The sequence below is a fragment of the Pseudotabrizicola formosa genome, from assembly GCF_002900965.1.
Taxonomy (GTDB): Bacteria; Pseudomonadota; Alphaproteobacteria; order Rhodobacterales; family Rhodobacteraceae; genus Pseudotabrizicola; species Pseudotabrizicola formosa.
The window spans coordinates 916,156-937,458 of the sequence record NZ_PJOM01000002.1; the positions used below are offsets into that span (position 1 = coordinate 916,156).

The 21,303-nt window shown below is 63.8% G+C and carries 15 protein-coding genes; 3 read left to right on the plus strand and 12 right to left on the minus strand.

The features are described 5' to 3' along the window. Positions 1-49 precede the first annotated feature (49 nt). Positions 50-715 (plus strand): VPLPA-CTERM sorting domain-containing protein, encoded by a 666-nt coding sequence (locus tag CXR43_RS08385; protein ID WP_103333538.1) that lies wholly within the window; start codon positions 50-52, stop codon positions 713-715. Between the two features lie 137 nt (positions 716-852). Further along, positions 853-3,414, plus strand: a complete 2,562-nt coding sequence (locus tag CXR43_RS08390) for a cation:proton antiporter (RefSeq protein ID WP_103333539.1) — start codon at positions 853-855, stop codon at positions 3,412-3,414. Between the two features lie 13 nt (positions 3,415-3,427). Here CXR43_RS08390 and coaD read toward each other — a convergent pair whose 3' ends face one another. The 3 genes from coaD to CXR43_RS08405 all read right to left on the minus strand — a co-directional run bounded on the left by coaD (position 3,428) and on the right by CXR43_RS08405 (position 5,419). Next, positions 3,428-3,928, minus strand: coding sequence for a pantetheine-phosphate adenylyltransferase (coaD, locus tag CXR43_RS08395; RefSeq protein ID WP_103333540.1), 501 nt, complete (start codon positions 3,926-3,928; stop codon positions 3,428-3,430). Between the two features lie 87 nt (positions 3,929-4,015). Next, positions 4,016-4,450 carry a CBS domain-containing protein gene (locus tag CXR43_RS08400; protein WP_103333541.1) on the minus strand — a complete coding sequence of 145 codons (435 nt, stop codon included), beginning with the start codon at positions 4,448-4,450 and terminating at the stop codon, positions 4,016-4,018. Positions 4,451-4,501: 51 nt separating this feature from the next. Beyond that, the gene (locus CXR43_RS08405; RefSeq protein ID WP_103333542.1) at positions 4,502-5,419 is read right to left on the minus strand and encodes a LysR family transcriptional regulator; all 918 of its coding nucleotides are present in this window, start codon (positions 5,417-5,419) and stop codon (positions 4,502-4,504) included. A 91-nt stretch (positions 5,420-5,510) separates the two neighbouring features. Between CXR43_RS08405 and CXR43_RS08410 the strand changes: the two genes are divergently transcribed. Beyond that, on the plus strand, positions 5,511-7,010 hold the full coding sequence (locus CXR43_RS08410) for a CoA-acylating methylmalonate-semialdehyde dehydrogenase (protein WP_103333543.1): 1,500 nt from the start codon (positions 5,511-5,513) through the stop codon (positions 7,008-7,010). A gap of 69 nt (positions 7,011-7,079) precedes the next feature. Here CXR43_RS08410 and CXR43_RS08415 read toward each other — a convergent pair whose 3' ends face one another. The 9 genes from CXR43_RS08415 to CXR43_RS08455 form a co-directional block, all read right to left on the minus strand. Then, complete coding sequence (locus CXR43_RS08415; protein WP_103333544.1) at positions 7,080-7,844, minus strand: VPLPA-CTERM sorting domain-containing protein; 765 nt, start codon at positions 7,842-7,844, stop codon at positions 7,080-7,082. A gap of 293 nt (positions 7,845-8,137) precedes the next feature. Further along, on the minus strand, positions 8,138-8,758 hold the full coding sequence (locus CXR43_RS08420) for a VPLPA-CTERM sorting domain-containing protein (protein ID WP_146036496.1): 621 nt from the start codon (positions 8,756-8,758) through the stop codon (positions 8,138-8,140). Between the two features lie 353 nt (positions 8,759-9,111). After that, positions 9,112-11,976 (minus strand): excinuclease ABC subunit UvrA, encoded by a 2,865-nt coding sequence (uvrA, locus tag CXR43_RS08425; protein WP_103333546.1) that lies wholly within the window; start codon positions 11,974-11,976, stop codon positions 9,112-9,114. A 95-nt stretch (positions 11,977-12,071) separates the two neighbouring features. Then, positions 12,072-13,232, minus strand: coding sequence for an MFS transporter (locus tag CXR43_RS08430; RefSeq protein WP_103333547.1), 1,161 nt, complete (start codon positions 13,230-13,232; stop codon positions 12,072-12,074). 83 nt (positions 13,233-13,315) lie between these two features. After that, on the minus strand, positions 13,316-14,713 hold the full coding sequence (lpdA, locus tag CXR43_RS08435; RefSeq protein ID WP_103333548.1) for a dihydrolipoyl dehydrogenase: 1,398 nt from the start codon (positions 14,711-14,713) through the stop codon (positions 13,316-13,318). A gap of 75 nt (positions 14,714-14,788) precedes the next feature. Continuing rightward, a complete protein-coding gene (locus tag CXR43_RS08440; protein WP_103333549.1) occupies positions 14,789-15,376 on the minus strand; it encodes a DUF924 family protein in 588 nt (195 codons plus the stop codon). A 51-nt stretch (positions 15,377-15,427) separates the two neighbouring features. Further along, positions 15,428-16,681, minus strand: a complete 1,254-nt coding sequence (locus tag CXR43_RS08445) for an MFS transporter (protein ID WP_103333550.1) — start codon at positions 16,679-16,681, stop codon at positions 15,428-15,430. Positions 16,682-16,814: 133 nt separating this feature from the next. After that, entirely contained in the window at positions 16,815-17,846 is a 1,032-nt protein-coding gene (gene queA, locus CXR43_RS08450) for a tRNA preQ1(34) S-adenosylmethionine ribosyltransferase-isomerase QueA (RefSeq protein ID WP_103333551.1), read from the minus strand. 14 nt (positions 17,847-17,860) lie between these two features. Beyond that, on the minus strand, positions 17,861-21,250 hold the full coding sequence (locus CXR43_RS08455; protein WP_246831315.1) for an AsmA-like C-terminal region-containing protein: 3,390 nt from the start codon (positions 21,248-21,250) through the stop codon (positions 17,861-17,863). Positions 21,251-21,303: the final 53 nt, after the last annotated feature.

The window sequence follows — 21,303 nt, forward strand, 5'->3', positions numbered from 1 at the left end:
CTTCTTTTGGTGTTTCCGGCCTGTCCGGGTTTTTGTTCATGGAGGAAAAATGCGCTACGCTCTCGCCTTTACCCTTGCAACCTGTCTTGCCCCTATGGCGCAGGCAGCCCCTCTCATCCTTGATTTCAGCGGCAGCATTTGTGGTGCGGCCGCTGACACGGTTTGCGGCAACGGATCGTTCATCGGGCAGTCATACGGTGATATCGCCGGGCAGCTGGATGTCATTTATGACGGTTCGCGCGATAATGCCGGGCTCTTTGACGTTCGTCATTGGGCTGGCGGATATGAGACCCTGCCCCATGTCGCCTATGGCGAATTTGTGGGGGGCGGTCTGTCTATTCTGTTCCAGCCGCTTGCGGGTTTTGCAGTCACTGTCTCGGGCTTTGAGATCGCACCTTATGCAAGCTCTATTTCGGATACGCTGGTGCAGGTCATCGACACCGCCGCCAACACTCTGCTGGTGAACCAGAGCTTTACACCGCTTGCCACAGGGGAAGTGACCTCGTTCAACGGGTCCTGGACCTCGGCCTCGGGCATTCAGATCAATCTTGGCCCCGATGCCTGGAACGTGGGTATTTCCAATATCCTCTATTCGGTAGCCGCAGTCGATCCGGGAACGCCGCCCGCCGTACCGCTGCCGGCTGCGGGCTGGATGATGTTGGCCGGTGTGGGGGCGCTTGGTGCCTTGGCGCGCCGCCGCCGCACCACCGCCTGAGGCGCAATGGTCCTGGCGCCCTTGCCGTGAACGGCAGGGTGCGAGAACACGCCTGAGCTCAGGCATGTTTCGGGCCGGTCACGTTTTGTGACCGGCCCTCGCTTTTTATTGTCTCGGCAACGGGTTATGAGGGCGTCATGGATCTGATTGTCTTCCTCGCCATCCTGTCTGGCCTGTTTCTGGCCATCGCCCTGTCCGAGCCGCTTGCGGCGCGGCTGCGGCTGCCTGTCACCGTGATCCTCGCGGCCGTTGGCAGTGCCATCGGGGCGGCGGCGGCGTGGTTCTTCCGCACCGACATTACCGATGCGCTGAACCCGCTGGCGCTGGCGATCCTGTCGCTGCCGATCTCTTCCGATCTGTTCATCTACATCTTCTTGCCGGTGCTGATCTTTCAGGTTTCGCTCACGCTGAACCTGCGGCGCCTGCTGGATGACTGGGTGCCGGTGCTGGTGCTGGCGGTGGTGGCCGTAGTGGTGGCGACCTTCGTGATCGGCATGGCGCTGAAACCCTTTACCCCCCTGCCGCTGATTGCCTGTCTGCTGATCGGCGCGATTGTCTCGACCACCGATCCGTCGGCGGTGGTCAGCATCTTTCGCGCCACCCCTGCCCCGCAGCGTCTGGCCCGCATCGTCGAAGGCGAAAGCCTGCTGAATGACGCCGCCGCCATCGCCCTGACCTCGGTGTTTCTGGTCGCCGTCGCCGCGCGCGATACCGAGCCGAACATTGGCCTCGCCTTGCTGCAACTGCCCTGGCTGATCGTGGCCGGGGCCTTTGTCGGCTGGTTCGTGGGCAGGCTTGCGGTACAGGTGATGGGCTGGATGAACCCCTGGCCACTGGCGCAGGTGTCGATCAGCTTTGTCACGCCCTTTGCCACCTTCCTGCTTGCGGATCAGGTGGTTGGCGCTTCGGGCGTTGTGGCGGTGGTGGTCGCAGGCATGACGGTGAACTTTTCCGCCCCCGGCCGCATCTCGCCCCCTGCACTGGCGCAGTTGCGTGATGCCTGGTCGCTGATCGCCTATTGGGCTGGCGGGCTGATCTTTGTGCTGGCCGCCCTTCTGGTGCCGCGCGTGCTGGAGGGGTTGCGGCCCACAGATCTTGGCCTGATCCTTGTTGCGGTGATCGCAGCCTTTGTGGCCCGGGCCATCGTGCTTTATGGCATCCTGCCGCTGCTGACCTCTGCCGGGCTGTCGCCACAGGTAGACCCGCCCTACCGCATCGCCATTCTGTGGGGGGGGCTGCGCGGCGCGGTCACGCTGGCCCTGGCGCTTGCCGTTACCGAAAACCCCGGCATCTTTGTCGAAACCAAGCGGCAGGTGGGCATCGTCGCCACCGGCTTTGTGCTCTTTACCCTGCTGGTGCAGGGCACCACGCTGCGGTGGGTGATCGGCAAGCTGGGGCTTGACCGGCTGTCGCCGCTGGACCGCGCGCTGTCGGATCAGGTGGTGGCGGTCTCCTTGCAGGAGGTGCGCGAAACCGTGGCCGAAACCGCGCGCGAGATGGACCTGACCCCTGCCATTGTCCGCGATGAGGCGGTCCGCTTTGGGGAAAGGCTCAACACGGCGGTTGAACGCGCCGATGAGGCGCGCGACATTCTGGAAAAAGACCGGGTGACGCTGGGCCTGCTGGCGCTTGCCGGCCATGAACGCGATCTGATCCTGGAGGCGTTTCAGGAAAACCTGATGTCGGCGCGGCTGGCCGACCGGATGCTGGCCGATGCCGACCGTCTGATCGAAGCCACGCTGACCCAAGGCCGCGCCGGCTATCGCGCGCAGGCGCGCCGGGCGCTGACGGCGGGGCGCACCTTGCGCACGGCGGAATGGCTGCACAACCGGTTCCGCATCAAGCTGCCGCTGGCCCGGATGACCGAAGACCGGTTCGAGGCTTTGGTGGCGCATCGGCAGATGCTACGCCAACTGACCGGCTTTATCGAAACCCGCATTTTGCGCATCCATTCGCGCCGGGTGGCGGGGCTGCTGCACGACCTGATCAAGCGCCGGATCGAGGACACCAACCGCGAGATGGAGGGGTTGCGGACCCAATTCCCCGGCTATGCCGAAGAGCTGGAACGCCGATTGATCCGGCGTCTGGTCTTGCAGCGCGAAGAGGCGGAATATGACCAGATGACCGCCGATGGTCTGATCGGTCCGGAACTGCGCCTGTCCTTGCGCAGCCAGACCGCAGCCGAACGCGATGCCCTTGCGCTGCGCCCCCGGCTGGACCTGCGCCTGCAACGCACCGATATCGTGCGCAGCTTTCCCCTGTTTTCCGATCTGGATCCTGCATCACTGGCGCAACTGGCCAAGCATATGAAGACGGTCTATGCCAAACCCGGCGACATCCTGATGCGCAAGGATGACAAGCCCGACAGGGTCTGGTTCATTGCCTCCGGCGCGGTCGAGGCGGAACAGGCCGGCAGCCGCTTTCTTCTGGGCCGGGGTGAAATGTTTGGCCAGCTGTCGCTGTTGCTGCGCCGGTCGCGCCGGGCGCGGGTGACCGCGATCAGCCATACCACCCTGCTGTCGCTCGAGGAATCACGCTTTCTGGATCTGCTGCGCCGTGCGCCGCAGCTGTGCACCGCGGTGCAGACCAGCGCCGAGAAGCGCGGCGTGGCGCTGGATGCCAGCCAGCTGCCGCAGGCGGGGACTGTCGCCCTGAGCCGAACCGGTTGGTTGCGCAGGGTGACCAGCCTGGCCAGATAGGCCCGCGGGCAGATCAGATCCGGGTGCCGAAGCGGTTGCGCAGGGCGGCATCTACCGGCGGGGTCACGAATTTCGACACATCACCCCCCAGCCGCGCGATTTCCTTGACCAGTTTGGACGCAATCGCCTGCCGCCGCGCATCGGCCATCAGGAACACCGTTTCAATGCTGGAATCCAGCGCACGGTTCATGCCGACCATCTGGAATTCATATTCAAAATCCGCAACCGCCCGCAGACCACGGACGATGACAGAGGCCCCCACATCGCGGGCGCAGTCGATCAGCAGGTTTTCAAAGGGATGCACGATGATCTCGCCCCCGGTACGGGCTGTGATGGCAGAACATTCCGCCTGCACCATGCGCACCCGGTCTTCCAGGCTGAACATCGGGCCCTTGTCACGGTTGATCGCCACCCCGATCACCAGACGGTCCACCAGCGCCATGGCCCGCTGGATGATATCGACATGACCCAGGGTGATCGGATCAAAGGTGCCGGGATAGAGGCCGATGCGCATAGGGTCTTCTTCCGCCGTTTAAACTGATGAAACGCAACAATATCGGGCAGAAGATTGCAAGCGCGAAAGAGCCGGCACGACCCTGCGTCAGAACCCTTTGATCATCCCCTCCAGCGCGTCCTTTTCAGCCGCAAGCTCCATCAGCCGCGCCTTGACCACATCGCCGATCGAAATCAGCCCGACCATCTGATCGCCATCCTGCACCGGCATGTGGCGGAACCGGCCTGCCGTCATCCGCTCCAGCACCGAATCCGCGCTTTCCGCCGCTTTGCAGCACTGCACCACCTTGGTCATGATCGTTTCCACCGGCTGGGTCAGGCTGGCCGCCCCGTTCTGCGCCACTTCCTTGACGATGTCGCGCTCTGACACGATGCCCAGAATGGTGTTGCCATCCTGTGTCACCACCACGGTGCCGATCTTGCGCGCCGCCAGAATTTCAGCCACATGGCGCAGATCAGCCTCTGGCGGCACAGTGGTGACGTCGCTGCTGGCTTTCAGTTTCAGAATTTGCTGAACGATCATGGCATCCTCCCTTGACGCGTCCTCAAAGCGTCCGCCGACTGTGACACTCTGTCAAGCATCCTGTGCGGCGACAGCTGGGCTCTGCGCCTCAAGCCGTTGAACTTCGCGGCGAATGCCCTGTGCCAACCGGTCTGCGAACCGGGCCAGCCGGGCAGAATGGGCATCCCCCTCATGCCGGATCAGCCAGAAGGCGCGGGTCAGCGACAGCTCTGCCGGCAGCACCTTTACCAGTTCCGGCGCAAAGGGCAGTGCAAAGTCATGCGCCACCCCCACGCCCGCGCCCGCGCGCAGCAGGTTCAACTGCACCGATACCGAATTCGACGCCATCGCCGGGGCCGTTGCGCCAAGGCTGGTCAGATAATCCAACTCCTTGTCAAAGATCATGTCGGCGATATAGCCCACCACCCGATGCCCTGCCAGATCGGCCAGGGTCCGCAGCGGCGGGGCGGCGGCCAGATACTCGGGATGCGCCGCCAGATGCAGCCGGTAATCGGTCAGCTTCTGTACCGTCAACCGTCCCGCCTGTGGTCGGCTGACCCCGATGGCCAGATCCGCCTCGCGTCGTGACAGGTTGAACACCCGCGGCAGGGCCACGATCTGCACCTCCAGCCCCGGATTTTCGTCACAGATCGCCCGGATCACCTGCGGCAGGATGTAATTTGCGCAGCCATCCGGTGCCCCCAGCCGGATCTGCCCTGACAGCCCTGCCCCCGCGCCGCCAGTGATCGCTTCCTCTGCCGCCATCAACGCGGCTTCGGCCGCTTCGGCATGCGGCACCAGACGTGCGCCTTCTTCGGTCAGCGCATAGCCCAGCGGGGATTTCAGGAACAGGCGCGCGCCTGCCCCCACCTCCAGCCGCGCCACCCGCCGCCCCACCGTGGCCGGGTCCAGCGCCAGCCGTTTGCCCGCGCCCGACAGGCTTTCCGCCCGCGCGACCGCAAGGAACACCCGCAGATCATCCCAGTCCATATTGCAATCCTGCAAAACCTTTTTGATATATTGCCGCTTTATCCTGCTTTTGTGCAAGGCTATCCTGCCGCCAAACCAAAGGGAGACCACGATGAAAGAAATCGGTCACTGGATCAACGGCAAGCACACCCCCGGCACCTCGGGCCGCTTTGCCGATGTCTTCAACCCCGCCACCGGCGAAGTGCAGGCCCGTGTGGCGCTTGCGACCAAGGCCGAGTTGGACAGCGCCACCGCTGATGCTGCAAAGGCGCAGGTCAAATGGGGTGCCACCAATCCGCAACGCCGCGCGCGGGTGATCATGAAGTTTGTCGAGCTTTTGCATCGCGACATGGACAAGCTTGCCGAAGCACTGTCGTCTGAACACGGCAAGACCATTCCCGACGCCAAGGGCGATATCCAGCGCGGGCTGGAGGTGATGGAATTCTGCATCGGCGCGCCGCATCTGCTGAAAGGTGAATTCACCGACAGCGCCGGCCCCGGCATCGACATGTATTCCATGCGCCAGCCCATCGGTGTGGCCGCCGGAATCACGCCCTTCAACTTCCCCGCCATGATCCCGATGTGGAAAATGGGCCCCGCGCTCGCCTGCGGCAACGCCTTCATCCTCAAACCATCGGAACGTGACCCGTCGGTGCCGATGATGCTGGCCGAGCTGATGCAAGAGGCCGGCCTGCCCGATGGCGTGTTGCAGGTGATCAACGGCGACAAGGACGCGGTGGATGCCATTCTGGACAATCCGGAGATTGCGGGCGTGGGCTTTGTCGGATCGACCCCGATTGCGGAATACATCTATGGGCGCGGCTGTGCGAATGGCAAGCGGGTGCAGTGCTTTGGCGGTGCCAAGAACCACATGATCATCATGCCCGACGCCGATCTGGACCAGGCCGCCGATGCGCTGATCGGCGCAGGCTACGGCGCGGCCGGTGAGCGGTGCATGGCGATTTCGGTCGCGGTGCCGGTGGGCGATGAAACCGCTGACCGGCTGATCGAAAAGCTGATCCCCAAGATCGAAGCGCTGAAGGTTGGCCCCTATACCGCCGGCAATGATGTGGATTATGGCCCGGTGGTCACCGCCGCGGCCAAGGCCAATATCCTGAAGCTGGTGGAGTCCGGCATCGCGCAGGGCGCAAAACTGGTGGTCGATGGCCGCAACTTTAACCTGCAAGGCTATGAGGACGGCTTCTTCGTCGGCCCGCATCTGTTTGACCATGTGACCACCGACATGGACATCTACCGCAAGGAGATTTTCGGCCCCGTCCTGTCCACCGTGCGGGCGAAAACCTATGAGGAAGCCATCGGCTATGCCATGGACCATGAATACGGCAATGGCATCGCGCTTTACACCCGCGACGGCGACACGGCGCGCGACTTTGCGCACCGGATCAATGTGGGGATGATCGGCATCAACGTGCCGATCCCGGTGCCGCTGGCCTATCACACCTTTGGCGGCTGGAAGAAATCCTCCTTCGGCGATCTGAACCAGCACGGGCCGGATGCCTTCCGCTTTTACACGCGGACCAAGACCATCACCTCGCGTTGGCCTTCGGGCATCAAGGAAGGGGCCAGCCTGAACTTCAAACAGATGGAGTGAAGCAAAAAGGGGTGGTCGCAGGACCACCCCTTTTCCATTCCGTCATGCCCCGTGCCGGGGCGTTGCGGCTCAGGCGGCCTTGCGGCGACGCTTCAGCGCGGCCATGCCACCCATCGCGGTCAGCAGCAGCAACCCGCCGGCGGGCAGCGGCACTGCAGCTGGCGTTTCGATATGCGCGGCCGTCATGCCGGTGATCTTGAACGCGTCATGCTTGCCTGATGCGCCGATACCGAAGGACAGCACAGTCGGCAGATCGGAAAACGTCACCCTGCCCTCGACCACATCCGTCGTGGCATATTCGGTGCCAAGGAACAGGTCGAACATGTCGACAATGGTTTCGGACGGGGTTTCCAGAACGTAGGTGTAGTTCCAGCTTGTGCAATAGCCCCACTTGACGCTCTTGCAGGTGGTTTTTTCGATTTTGTACTTGGCCGGCACAAAGACACTGTCAAAATACGAGAAGGAAATCGAGGTGACCTGCATCGCCTTTTCAAAGACAAACATCGCCAGATCATTGGTATCGTTGCCGTCGATCCGATGATCCTTGTCCTTGCAGTTGTTGCTCTTGCCAGCCACATCGCCACAGACGCCAAGGCCTGCGCCTGCCCAGGTCCGCACCCTCGCATCACCGGCAGTCACCACATTGCTGTTGCTGTAGGTTCCGGCGCTTGCCGTGACCTTGACCGTCGGATCCTCAAGCGATGCGAAAGACAGGGTGTTTTGCCATCCGCTGGTCGAGTCCGTGAAATCAAACGTGTAGGTCGCAGCCTGCGCGGTGCCAGCAGCCATGCAGACGGTCACCGCCGCAGCGGCCACCCATTTTGTGTCAATCATTGTCAGCTCCGATACATTTCTGACTGGTTAAACGTTTCGTGACCCGACGATGCCCATTACCCCAGTCTGATCCGTGGGTCTTAAATGACATAAAGGTGATTCAAATGCTATGTTTGGCAGGTGTTTTGCGGCCCCTGGCGCGGCGACACAGTGTTTCTGAAACTGAAACGGCATGACAAGGCACCTGAATAGCAGCGGTCTCGGCACAGTCTCAGCACCGGGGCCAAGGCATAGGCGCAAAAAATAAGGCGGCCTTGAGAGGCCGCCCTTGTCTTCATAAAATGTCTTGACCGTCAGCTGCGCTTGCGGCGGCGAAGCGCGGCAAGTCCACCGATCCCCGCCAGCATCAGCCATCCTGCCGCCGGCAGTGGCACCGCAGACACACCATCGCCGTACACGGCGACGGTCATATGCGACAGATCTGGTGAATTTGGGCTATTGCCCGCCTGAAAGCCGAGCGTTTTGAACGTGCCCGCAAGATCCATCGCGCTGCCAGGGCTGAGGTCGAACAGATAGACGGCATAGCCATTGGCTGCCTTGAGCGACAGGGCAAACACGGAATAGGACTTGGTCAGGTAATCAATGCTCCACGACCCGTTATTTGTTTCGCTTGCACTGACGCTCGCGTCTTCATCCGACTTGCCGTAGATCGACCAGTCACCGATGAAACCGGCAAAGATGCCGCTGTTCAGGTTTGACAGCAGTGTTCCTTGGTTGCCGGTGTCGTTGCCGGCAAACACCCCTGCGCAATCAGATGCCGCGATCGAAGCTGGGGAAGAGTCGATCGACGTGATGATCACATTGGTGGTGTCAAGCCCGGATGAGGTGCCGCAGGTTGCAGCGGATGCCACCGAGGCGGCAAAGGCCAGGGCCAACCCCACCCCTGCGCCCATGACGTAAGATGTAACTCTCAATTTCAGCCCTCCGTCTTATATGTTGATTGGCGTTCCAGTCACATTGCACCGGGCAGCCTGTGAAAATGGTCTCGTGCCTCAATTCTGCCTTGTTTGACGCCGCTTCCCTAAGCAAATCGCAAAAATACGCGCAGTTGCAAGCACGGGTTGAAAGGTCTGCGGGACCGGAAAAACAAATACACGCTACGGTTACGAATTGTTTACATATTCGAAACCACACAGACGACGCTCAAAGCGAATCATCCCGGAACGCAGGCGCGGTTCAGCCCGCGGCGCTGCGCCAATTGCGATTGTTGCCCATCTGGAAAGGCCGGATTGGAGGCAAGCTGATCTGACCAGCAGCCGCCAAATGCCTATTCTGCCGCCAGTCGCCGGGGTTTGAGCATGTCTTTGAGATAGCGCCCGGTATGGCTGGCCGCGACCTTTGCCACATCTTCTGGCGTGCCTTCGGCCACCACCTGCCCGCCGCCATCGCCACCCTCGGGGCCGATGTCGATGATCCAGTCAGCGGTTTTGATGACATCAAGGTTGTGCTCGATCACCACCACGGTGTTGCCCTGCTCCACCAATTCGTGCAGCACCTCCAGCAGCTTGCGCACATCCTCGAAATGCAGACCCGTCGTCGGCTCATCGAGAATATAGAGCGTGCGGCCGGTCGCGCGGCGCGACAGTTCCTTGGACAGTTTCACCCGCTGCGCCTCGCCACCCGACAACGTGGTCGCCTGCTGGCCGACCTTGATATAGCCAAGCCCCACCTGACACAGCGCATCCATCTTGTCGCGGATCGCGGGCACCGCCTGAAAGAACCCCAAAGCCTCTTCACATGTCATATCAAGAACGTCTGATATGCTCTTGTCTTTGAACTTTATTTCCAAAGTCTCACGGTTGTAGCGCTTGCCCTTGCAGGTTTCGCAGGTCACGTAGACATCGGGCAGGAAATTCATCTCGATCTTCAACACGCCATCGCCCTGACAGGCCTCGCACCGCCCGCCCTTGACGTTGAAGGAAAACCGCCCCGGCTGATAGCCGCGCGCCTTGGATTCCGGCAGCCCGGCAAACCAGTCACGGATCGGACCAAAGGCCCCGGTATAGGTGGCCGGGTTGCTGCGCGGCGTGCGGCCAATGGCGCGCTGGTCAATGTCGATCACCTTGTCAAGGTGTTCGAACCCGGTGATCGTCTCGCAGGGTGCCGGCGTCTCGCGCGCGCCGTTCAGCTTGCCGGCGGCGGTCTTGAACAGGGTCTCGATGGTCAGCGTCGATTTGCCCCCGCCCGACACGCCGGTGACGCAGACGAACCGGCCCAAGGGGAAGGTCACGGTGACATTTTGCAGGTTGTTGCCAGTGGCACCCACCACGGTCAGCTTCTTGCCGCTGCCCTTGCGCCGCACCTTGGGCACCGCAATCTCGCGCGCGCCCGACAGGTATTGCCCGGTCAGGCTGGCAGGGTCCGCCGCCACCTGTGCCGGCGTGCCATGCGCAATCACCCGGCCCCCATGCACCCCGGCCCCCGGCCCGATGTCGAACACATAATCCGCCTCGCGGATCGCATCCTCGTCATGTTCGACCACCAGCACGGTATTGCCCTGATCGCGCAGGTTTTTCAGCGTGGTCAGCAGCCGGTCATTGTCACGCTGGTGCAGCCCGATGCTGGGTTCATCCAGCACATAGAGCACGCCGGTCAGCCCCGACCCGATCTGGCTCGCCAGCCGGATGCGTTGCGACTCGCCGCCTGACAGCGTGCCCGCATTGCGCGACAGCGTCAGGTAATTGAGCCCCACATTGACCAGAAACCCCAGCCGTTCGCGGATTTCCTTGAGGATCGCGCGTGCGATTTCATTCTTCTGCCCGGTCAGCGCCGCGGGCACGGTCTGAATCCAGTCATGCGCCTCATGGATCGACATGCGGACCACCTGCCCGATGTGCAATCCGCCGATCTTGACCGCCAGAGCCTCGGGCCGCAGGCGATAGCCGCCACAGGCACCGCAATCGCGGTTGTTCTGAAACCGCTCCATGTCTTCGCGCGACCAGGCGGAGTCGGTCTCCTTGTAGCGGCGTTCCATATTGGGGATCACGCCTTCGAACACCCGGCGCACCTTGTAGACGCGCCCGCCCTCGTCATAGGAAAAATCAATCTCCTCGCCATGTGACCCATGCAGGAACAACTGGTGCACATGGGCGGGCAGGTCTTTCCATTTCTTCTTCTTGTCAAACTCGTAATGCCGGGCGAGCGCATCAATGGTCTGCGTAAAGTAAGGTGATTTCGACTTTGACCACGGCGCAATCGCGCCTTGCATCAGCGTCAGCCCCTGATCGGGCACCACAAGACGCTCGTCAAAGAACAGCTCTACGCCCAAACCGTCACAAACCGGACAGGCCCCGAAGGGCGCGTTGAAGGAGAACAGACGCGGCTCGATCTCGGCAATGGTAAAGCCGGAAACCGGACAGGCGAATTTCTCGGAATAGGTGGTGCGTTCGCCCTCAGCCCCCTCTTCGGCAGGGGCCGTTTCCACCACGGCGATGCCATCGGCGAGGTTCAGCGCGGTGCGGAAGCTGTCGGCAAGCCGGGTCTCCAGCCCCTCACGCACCACGATCCGGTCCACCACCACGTCGATGTTGTGGCGGAATTTCTTGTCCAGCGTCGGCGGCTCTTCCAGCTCATAGAACGCGCCATTCACCTTGACCCGCTGAAACCCCTGCTTGCGCAGATCGAGGAACTCCTTCTTGTACTCGCCCTTGCGGTCGCGCACGATCGGGGCCAGCAGATAGGCGCGGCTGCCCTCGGGCATCGCCATCACCGCATCGACCATATCCTGCACCTGCATCGCGGTGATCGGCAGGCCGGTGGCGGGCGAATAGGGCGTGCCGACGCGGGCGAACAGCAGGCGCAGATAATCGTAGATCTCGGTCACGGTGCCGACGGTGGACCGTGGGTTCTTGCTGGTGGTCTTCTGCTCGATGGAAATCGCCGGGCTCAGGCCCGAGATGTGGTCGACATCGGGCTTGCCCATCATGTCCAGAAACTGGCGGGCATAGGCCGACAGGCTCTCGACATAGCGCCGCTGGCCTTCGGCATAAATCGTATCAAAGGCGAGCGACGATTTGCCAGACCCCGACAGCCCGGTGATCACCACCAGCTGATCACGGGGAATATCCACATCAATGTTCTTGAGGTTGTGTTCGCGCGCACCGCGCACCTCGATGAACTTTTGTTCCGCCATAGTCTCACCCCGCACTGCCGCACCACAGATAGGGGCTTTCGCGCGAGTCTCCAAGGTGAAATTAAGAACAGATTAAGAACATGCGAAAAAGCCGCTCACGCCCCCCGCCCCCGCCGCCGTGCCTGCACCACATGCAGGCCAATCCCCAGGGCGCAGGCGAGTGTTGCCACCAGCGCCAGCCCCCATGGCCCCGCACCGGTCAGCAGCGCCGCCAGCACCGGTGTGCCGGTGGTGGTGCCCAGATTGCCCAGTTGCGCGATCGCCCCCGCGGCCTGCGCCCGCGCCGTCGATGTGGCGTTCAACTCGGGGATCGCGGCAAAACTCGCGCCCTGCACGATCCCCAGCGCTGCCGCGACCCAAAGCGCCCCCAGCACCATTCCCGCTCCCTGCCCCCAGAACAGCGCCAGAACCACAATCCCCGGCACCGCCGCCAGATAGCCCCCCTGCACCACCCGCACCGCCGAGACCCGCCCCAGCAGCCAAACCCCCAGCGTCAGCGACAGCGCAATGGAAATCAGCGGCATGCCCGCCGCCGCCAATGCCCGCTGAGCCACCGGCACATCGGGCGGCACCAGCGTAAGCAGCGCAACATAAAGGAAGGTGTAGCAAAAGAACCCCAGCGCCGGGGCCGATACCCGGGGTGAGGCGTAAATTGCCGCATGCTGCGCCAGCACCCCAGACTGGGCCCCGCGCGGTGCCGCCGGGTCCCTTGGTAAGATCAGCGCCAGACACAGCGCCATCCCCGCCATCCAGCCCGCATGCGCCAGATAGATCCCCGCCGCACCATAGGCATCGCGCAGGGGCGGCGCGGCCAGGGCCAATACCGCATAGGTCACGCCAAAGAAACTTGACCACAGTGTCATCGCCAGCCCGCGAAACCGCTCTGCCGCCAGCCCCGCAATCAGCGTCGGCCCCACCACCACAATGGCCAGATGCGAGACACCCTCGATCACCCGGCTGGCGATCATCACCGGATAGGACAGGCCTAGCGATTGCAGCGCGCTCATCAAGGCCCCCATTGCAAGCGCGGCGACAATCGCCCGGCGCGGCCCGATCCGCGCCACGAACAGCCCCGCCGTGGTGCCGAACACCAGCCCGACGATGCCGACAATCGACACGATCAGCCCCAACGCCACCGGCGAGGCCCCGGCATATTGATCGGCCAAAGCCCCGAACAGCACCGAAATCTTGCCGAACTGCGCCGCAGCCCCCAGGCCCGCGGCCCAGATCGCCAGCACCGTCACCACAGCCCGCATGACCGGCTCATTTCCTGTTCACAAATATCCTCGGGGGGTGAGGCGAAGCCGAGGGGGGCGGAAAGCCCCCCTGACGCCGCCGGTCACATGTGCAGCGCACGACCGTAAGCGTCCAGCACCGATTCATGCATCATCTCGGACAGGGTCGGATGCGGGAAGACCGTGTTCATCAGGTCTTCCTCGGTGGTCTCCAGCGTGCGGCCAATCACATAGCCCTGGATCAGCTCGGTCACTTCCGCACCGATCATATGCGCGCCCAGCAACTCGCCGGTCTTGGCATCAAAGATGGTCTTGATCATGCCTTCCGACTCGCCAAGCGCAATCGCCTTGCCATTGCCGATGAAGGGGAAGCGCCCGACCTTGATCTCATGCCCGGCCTCCTTGGCCTTGGCCTCGGTCATCCCCACCGATGCGATCTGCGGGTGGCAATAGGTGCAGCCGGCGATGCTGCCCGGTTTGATGGGATGCGGATGACCGCCCGCGATCAGTTCGGCCACCATCACGCCTTCATGGCTGGCCTTGTGCGCCAGCCATGGCGCGCCTGCAATGTCGCCAATGGCAAACAGGCCCGGCACCCCGGTGCGGCAATATTCATCTGTCACCACATGGGTGCGGTCGATCTTGACGCCCAAAGCCTCCAGCCCCAGGTTCTCGACATTGCCGACGATGCCGACAGCGGAAATCACCGTGTCAAACTCATGCGTCTCGATCTTTCCGCCCACCTCGATATGCGCGGTCACGCCAACACCCGGCTTGCGGTCGAGCTTTTTGACCGCCGCCTTTTCCATGATCTTCATGCCCTGCTTGATGAACTGCTTCTTGGCAAAGGCTGCAATTTCCGCATCTTCCACCGGCAGGATGCGGTCCATCACCTCAACCACGGTGGTGTCGGACCCCAGCGTGTTGAAGAAGGACGCAAATTCGATGCCGATGGCGCCCGACCCGATCACCAGCAGTTTTTTCGGCATGCGGCTGGCAACCAGCGCATGGCGGTAAGACCAGACCAGATCGCCATCCGCTTCCAGCCCCGGCAATTCGCGGGCGCGCGCGCCGGTTGCGAGGATGATGTTCTTGGCCGTCAGCTCTTCGGTGCCCTTGTCGGTCTTGACAGACACCACACCCGGCTTTGGCAGCGTCGCCGCCCCCATGAAGACCGTGACCTTGTTCTTCTTCATCAGATGCCCGATGCCGCCCGACAGCTGCTTGGCCACCGCGCGCGACCGCGCCACCACGGCAGGCAAGTCATAACCGATCCCGTCGGCTTTGAGGCCAAATTCCTTGGCCCGCTCCATCAAATGGAACACTTCGGCACTGCGCAGCATGGCCTTGGTCGGAATGCAGCCCCAGTTCAGGCAGACGCCGCCCAGATGTTCGCGCTCGACGATTGCGACCTTCTGGCCAAGCTGGCTGGCGCGGATCGCCGCCACATAGCCGCCGGGGCCTGCGCCCACCACGATCACATCAAAGCCTGAACCTGCCATTCGTCCCTCCCTGGAAAAAGTGGTTTACCCTTAAACTATTCCTGAAATTCAAGCAACGAAGCTGACGCCTGCACCCTATGCGTCTGACGCATGGCTGTTGCGCAGCGCGGTGACCACCGCCGCATAGGCCCCTGCGTCCAGAAAGGCCTGCTCTTGCGGCGTTGTGTCCCGCCCAAGGGCCGCGTTGCGAAACGGAAACCGGCCAAAGCGCGCGATGATGTCACGATGCGCGCGGGCATGCAGCAAAAGCTCGGCATCGCCCTCCATCCGGGTCTCCATCAGGCTGACCGCCAGATCCTGATCGGCGATGTCTTCGGAATGCTCGAACGGCATGTAGAAAAACTGCCGTTCGGGCACCGGGGCCTGCATGTCCCAGCCCGCCTCCAGCGCGCGGCGGGCCGCAGCCCGGGCACGGGCGTCATTGGCAAAGGCCGCCGCCGTGCCGCGATGGATGTTGCGCGAAAACTGGTCGGCCACGATCAGATAGGCCAATGTGCCGACCGCGCCATCCACCCAATGCTCCAGCCCGTCATTGCCAAGCGCCTCGGTCAAGGCGCCAAAGCGCGTGGCGCAGGCATCGTCGATCTCTTCGCTGCCCTTGTACCAGCCCTCAGAGCCGATCTCGCCCAGCCAGAAATCAAGAACCTCTATCGGATCAGACATGCCGCCCCCCTGTTTTGCCTCAGCCTGACAGGCCAATCCCGGAAAGGCAAATCAGTTCCGCGCCTTGACTTGCTGCGCATCCTCGGCCTCGACCATGGCGGCGGTTTCCACCGCCACCACCGACGCTGTCGGCGAAACCGGCGTATAGCCCGAGGTGACCATCGGCGTTTCGCGGCGCTGGGTCATCCGCCAGACGGTGTAAAGCGCCAGAACCGCAAACAGAATGCCCATGAACAGAAAGAACCCTGATGGCCCGATGACGCCCATCATCCAACCGGTGATCACCGGGCCGGAAATCGCCCCCAACCCGTTGATGAACATCAGCCCGGCCGAGGCTGCGGCCATATCGGTCTTGTCCAGATAGTCGTTCACATAGGCCAGCAGCAGCGAATAGAGCGGGTTCGACACCCCGCCACAGATCGCACCCACGCCGACCAGCACCCAGAACGGCGGATCAAAGAGCACCGGTATCATCAGCGCCACCGCCCCCAGAACGGCAAGCCACAGCACCACGATGCGCCGGTCGATCCGGTCCGACAGCCAGCCTGTGGGATATTGCAGCACCAGACCGCCGACATAGATCGCCGAGACGAAGATCGTCAGATCCGCAATACTCAACCCCGCCTGCGTGCCCCAGACGGACGCCATCCCGAACTGGGCCGAAAACACGCCGCCCAAGAGGAACATGCCGACACAGCCAAGGGGGGACGCCTCGTACAACCGACGGAACGACATCGGCTTGGTGGAGTCGAAGGCCGGCGCCGGGCTGGCCGACAGCAGGATCGGGGTAAAGGCCAGCGACACCAGCACCGACGGGATGACAAACAGGATATAGCCCGAAGCATCGCCCACGTTCAGCAACAGTTGCGCCGCAATGATCCCGATCATCTGCACGATCAGATACAGCGACAGTGCCTGACCGCGGTTTTCATTGGTGGAGGCATTGTTCAGCCAGCTTTCGGTGGCGATATACACGCCCGAAAACGAAAACCCGATGATCACCCGCAACGCCGCCCAGATCATCCAGTCAGGGGCCGCCGCATACAGGATCAGCACCGCCGAAATCAGCGACCCCAGCGCGGCAAACACCCGCACATGCCCGACACGGCGGATCATCAGCGGGGCCAGACGGCTGCCGAACAGAAACCCCACGAAATAGGCCGACATCACCAGAGACATCTGGAAGGTCGAAAAATTCTCGATCCCGCCGCGGATACCCAGCAATGTGCCCTGCATGCCATTGCCCAGCATCAGCAGGCCAAGCCCCAGCAAAAGCGCCCAGGTGTTGCGCAAAACGGTCAGCATGTGCAGCGTCCTTTGGTCAATCCGCCCAGTCTAGGCAACAGGCGTGTCGAAGTCATGTCAGAGACGGCACCCCCGACGCGAAAAGCGGCCTTTGCTATGCCTGCCGGTCAGATGCAAGCGACAATGCCGTGTGTTACGGGATCAACAGCGACGCATCGCCATAGCTGAAGAACCGGTAGTGCTGCGCGATGGCATGAGCGTAGATCCGGTCCATCCGGTCCTTGCCCATCAGGGCCGAGACCAGCATCAACAGCGTCGATTTTGGCAGATGGAAATTGGTCATCAGCGCATCGGTCGCGTGGAAGGTGAACCCGGGGTAGATGAAGATATCCGTGGGCCCCTCCCACGGCTCGACCCTACCGCTGCGCGCCGCCGTCTCGATCAGGCGCAGCGCGGTGGTGCCGACCGGGATCACCCGCCCCCCCGCCGCGCGGGTCGCGTTGATCTGCTCGGCCGCCTGCGCGCTCACCTGCCCCCATTCGGCGTGCATCCGGTGGGTCGTCACATCTTCGACCTTCACCGGCAAAAAGGTGCCCGCGCCGACGTGCAGCGTCACCTCGGTGAAGGCCACGCCCTTGGCGCGCAGGGCCTCCAGCAAGGCGGCATCGAAATGCAGGCTGGCGGTGGGGGCGGCGACGGCCCCGCTGTGCCGGGCAAAGACGGTCTGGTAATCATCCGCGTCCTGCGCATCCGGCGCGCGTTTGGCGGCGATATAGGGCGGCAGGGGCATGGCCCCCGCCTGCGCCAGAGCGGCATCAAAGTCGTCGCCGGTCAGGTTGAACTCCAGTCGCAGATCGGTGTCGGATTTTTCCACGACTGTGGCCGACAGGTCGGGCGAAAATACCAGCACCTCACCCGGCAGCACCTTGCGCAAGGGCTTGGCCATGGCCCGCCAGCCCGAGGCTGCCGGCTCCATCAGGGTGATCTCCACCTTTGCCACGGCCCCTCCCCGGCGGCGCTGCCCGGTCAGCCGCGCGGGGATCACGCGGGTGTTGTTCAGCACCAGACGGTCGCCGGGGCGGAACACCTCGACCAGATCGCGCACATGCAGGTCACGAAGGCTGTCGCCTTCCGCCAGCAGCAGCCGGGCAGAGCTGCGCGGGCGGGCGGGCCGGGTGGCGATCAGCGCCTCGGGCAGGTCAAAATCGAAGTCAGACAGTTTCATCACGGGCCTTAAGCTCAGTTGCGGCGCGGCAATTGGGGGGCCGGGCTGCGGAAAATCTCGCGGAACATGCCGGGAGTCAAAATCGACAGCGGATTGACGCTGACCTGCGGTGCCTCTGCCGTGCCGGTCAGCGCATAGTTGAAGCCGAACACCCCTTCGCCCGGCCGGGTCAGCACCGCGCCGATGCCATTCACCAGATAGATCGGCGACACAACCCCCTGCAAGGCCAGCCGCTTGCTTTGTGTGCCAAAAAGCCCGGCAATCGACACCCCCAGAGAGGCCCCCATGGCCGAGGCTTGGGTGATCTCGATGGCGCCGGGCACGATGACAAAATCCGCCTCTGCCGTGCTGAACAGAATGCCTTCGCCACCCAATTGCTCCAGCAGGCCGACCACTGAAATGGCCGACAGCAGTTCGGCCAGCACATTGGCATCGCGCACCCGCACCTGTGATATCTCGGCGCGCCCGTCATAGACGCCTTTTTGCGCGCGCGGGGTCAACCGCAGATCCAGCGTGCCCCCCCCGGCCGAGCGGAAGATGCCCGCCGCCCGCAACGCCGCCCCGGCATCGGCCGATTGCAGCCGCACCGCGGTGCCATGGCGCGAGGGCACCACCACCCCATTGACCGCAGCCGCCTCATTGATACTGGCGCGGAACGGGCCATTCAGCCCGCCACGCTGCGACAGATCGGCCCGGAATCCGGTCAGTGCGATGCCGTCGCTGACGATCAGCCGGTCAAGGCTCAGCGACAGCGCGCCCTGTGTCTGCGCCTGCCCTCCGGCCCCCTGTCCGCCCTGCGGAATGGAGAGCCTGCGCAGATCGACCGTGCCCCCTGTCACCGCCACATCGGGGGCCCGGCCCTGCCCCCGCCCGGTCAGGGTGACGCCGCCCGTCAGCCAGCCGTTCAGCCGCACCTGATCAAACCGCGCCTCCTGCAACCCGCCGCCATCCGCCAGCGTGATCGCGCCCGTCGCCTCCAGCCCGCCGCCCTCAACCGCCAGACGGGAGATCTGCGGCACCGGGCCAAGTGTTGCCTCCACCTCCAGCCGCCCGCTGTTGCCCGGGCTTTTGGTCCAGCCCACGGCGGGCAGGGTCAGGCCTATTCCGGCCAGATCGGAGGTCAGCCGCAGCCGCGCCGGGGCGTCACGGGTCAGATCTATCGCCACATCTGCCGTGCCGGCCCCGCTGACCATGCCTTGCGGCAGGCCCAGCCCGAATTCGGCAACCGTCGCCGGCGACAGGCTGGCCGTGCCCTCAACCCGGCTTTTGCCCCGCTGATCGGGGCCGAACCCCTGAGTATAGGCCACATCGAATGGCACCTGACCAATCCGGCCCGGCCCTTCGATCCGCAACCCGGTGGGGTCGGCAGTCAATATCAGCCCCTCGGCGGTGATGGTCCGGCCCGGCACAAGCACATCCGATGACAGGCCAAGGATCTGCCCGGTCACTGCATAATCCACATCGGGCAGCAACACCCGCCGCACCAGTGGCAACGACAGGCGCGTGTCCATCACCGCCCGGCCCTGGCCCAGATCCGGCCCGCGCCCGGCCTTGGTCATGAAGCCGAAGGGCGGCAGATCCAGCAGCGACAGCGCGGCGGTCAGCGAGCTTTCGGTGCGCAGCCGGATGTCGGCGCGCGCCGGCTTTGCCGTCACATCCGGCACCGAAAACACCGAACCCGCAGCATTGATCTGCCCCCCCAAAGGCGCATCCACCGTGCCGCCATCCAGCACCACCGTATAGGCCGTGCCCTCGATCGATGACCGGCCCCGCCCGTTGCGGATCGGCGGCAGGGTGCGCAGAAACCGCACCTCGGCCCCGTCGAATTCATAGCCAAGCGCCAGCTGCGGCTCGGTTCCCGGCGAAATGCGCAAGGCGGCCTTCACATCGGTCAGCAGGCCCTGCGCCACATTCTGCCCCACCCAGTCACGGGTGCGTGGCACAGCGCTTTTGGGCCAGATCTGCAACAGCCGGTCATGCGCGATGGCATCCAGAGTGAGGTCCAGCGCCACCTGCCATCCCGCTGCCAGTGCCGTCACGCCACCCGCAAGGGTCAGGCGCCGCCCGGCCTCCTCGATCAAGGAGATCTGGCCGATTTCCAGCCGGAACGGGTTGAGCGTAAGCCGCGCATCCATCGCACCCGCCGAAAAGCGCAAGGGGCGCTCGAACAGACCTTCAGGGTCGATCTGCGCGTCGGAAATCTGCACCTGCCCCAGAAACCCGGCAGGCAGGCGCTGCCCCAGCGGCCCGGTCAGAATATCGCCCGCCTCCCCCAGCAGATAGGAATGGCCCGAGGCTTTCAGCCGCAAGGTCGGGCCTTCGACCGAAAGATCGCTGATCACCACCCGGCCCCGCGCCGGATCATAGCCTAGGGTCAGGGCCGCCCCGTCAAAGCCGATGGGCTTGGTTGCCGGGTCAGGGTGCAGCGCCCCCGCGCCCAAGGCAATCTGTGCGTCGAGCGCAGTCAGCCCTTCGGCGCTCAGTTCCGCCGCAATCTGTCCTGAAATCGGCGCGTCCAGCACGCCCAGCACCCCCAGCAAGGGGGTCTGCGCCGCAATATCTGCCGCCGCCACACCTTCCACCATCGCCGAGACCCGCAGCACCGCCTGCCCCTTGGGGCGGATCAGCGTGACCAGCGCCTGCGCCGGAGCACCGCTGTCCGAGGCCAACGTCAGACCCACCTCGGCCGCCAGAGCATCGGCGCGGTTGTCCAGCGTGATCCTGCCATCTCCCACGGTCCAGGTCCGGTTCAGCCGCGCGTCGATCAGCGTCAGGCTGGCCCCCTGCGCCTCGATCCGGTCCAGTTCCGACAGCAGCGGGGACTCCAGCGCGCGGTCGATCTGCGCGAACAGATCGTTCAGACTGCTGATCGGCGGCGCTGCCTCCGCGCCGATCCGCAGGTCCAGACGGCCATCCGCCCGCCGGTTCAGCACCACCGCCCCGCCGATGAGCCGCACGGACGCCGGGCGCAAGGCGCGTTCGGTCAGAAAGCTGCGGGCGTCGAAACTCAGCCGCAGGTCGGGCAGCGCAAACACTGTCGTACCCGGTGCCTGCAACAGCCGCAGATCCTCCAGCCGCAGGCGCGGTGTCCAGTCCGGATCAAGCATGATCTCGATCCCGCCCACAGAGACCGAGGCACCGGGCAGCGCGTCCTGCAAGGCGGCGTTGGCGCGGGTTTCGATCTCGGCCACGGTCCAGACCGGCAGGCGGATCGGCTTGCCGGTCAGTGCCAGCACCGCCAAAAGTGACAGCGCCGCCAGCACCGCCAGCACCATCACCGTCAGCAGCCCGGTGCGCCCGGCCCGACGCAGGGGCGAGCGCGGCACGCCCGGGCGCGGCAGCGGGGAGCGATCGGCCCCGCCCTCCCCCGCAACCGGCTTGTCCTGCGCTGACAGGTCTGTCATTGCGCCTGTGCCCTTCCGCCCAATGCCGGTCCCTCTTTTCCAGGTGTTGCCTG

What these genes read in the sequence shown, in the direction of transcription:
- CXR43_RS08385 (WP_103333538.1), top strand. Translation starts at nt 50, where the DNA reads ATGCGCTACGCTCTCGCCTTTACCCTTGCAACCTGTCTTGCCCCTATG.
- CXR43_RS08390 (WP_103333539.1), top strand. Translation starts at nt 853, where the DNA reads ATGGATCTGATTGTCTTCCTCGCCATCCTGTCTGGCCTGTTTCTGGCC.
- coaD (WP_103333540.1), bottom strand. Translation starts at nt 3,928, where the DNA reads ATGCGCATCGGCCTCTATCCCGGCACCTTTGATCCGATCACCCTGGGT.
- CXR43_RS08400 (WP_103333541.1), bottom strand. Translation starts at nt 4,450, where the DNA reads ATGATCGTTCAGCAAATTCTGAAACTGAAAGCCAGCAGCGACGTCACC.
- CXR43_RS08405 (WP_103333542.1), bottom strand. Translation starts at nt 5,419, where the DNA reads ATGGACTGGGATGATCTGCGGGTGTTCCTTGCGGTCGCGCGGGCGGAA.
- CXR43_RS08410 (WP_103333543.1), top strand. Translation starts at nt 5,511, where the DNA reads ATGAAAGAAATCGGTCACTGGATCAACGGCAAGCACACCCCCGGCACC.
- CXR43_RS08415 (WP_103333544.1), bottom strand. Translation starts at nt 7,844, where the DNA reads ATGATTGACACAAAATGGGTGGCCGCTGCGGCGGTGACCGTCTGCATG.
- uvrA (WP_103333546.1), bottom strand. Translation starts at nt 11,976, where the DNA reads ATGGCGGAACAAAAGTTCATCGAGGTGCGCGGTGCGCGCGAACACAAC.
- CXR43_RS08430 (WP_103333547.1), bottom strand. Translation starts at nt 13,232, where the DNA reads ATGCGGGCTGTGGTGACGGTGCTGGCGATCTGGGCCGCGGGCCTGGGG.
- lpdA (WP_103333548.1), bottom strand. Translation starts at nt 14,713, where the DNA reads ATGGCAGGTTCAGGCTTTGATGTGATCGTGGTGGGCGCAGGCCCCGGC.
- CXR43_RS08440 (WP_103333549.1), bottom strand. Translation starts at nt 15,376, where the DNA reads ATGTCTGATCCGATAGAGGTTCTTGATTTCTGGCTGGGCGAGATCGGC.
- CXR43_RS08445 (WP_103333550.1), bottom strand. Translation starts at nt 16,681, where the DNA reads ATGCTGACCGTTTTGCGCAACACCTGGGCGCTTTTGCTGGGGCTTGGC.
- queA (WP_103333551.1), bottom strand. Translation starts at nt 17,846, where the DNA reads ATGAAACTGTCTGACTTCGATTTTGACCTGCCCGAGGCGCTGATCGCC.
- CXR43_RS08455 (WP_246831315.1), bottom strand. Translation starts at nt 21,250, where the DNA reads ATGACAGACCTGTCAGCGCAGGACAAGCCGGTTGCGGGGGAGGGCGGG.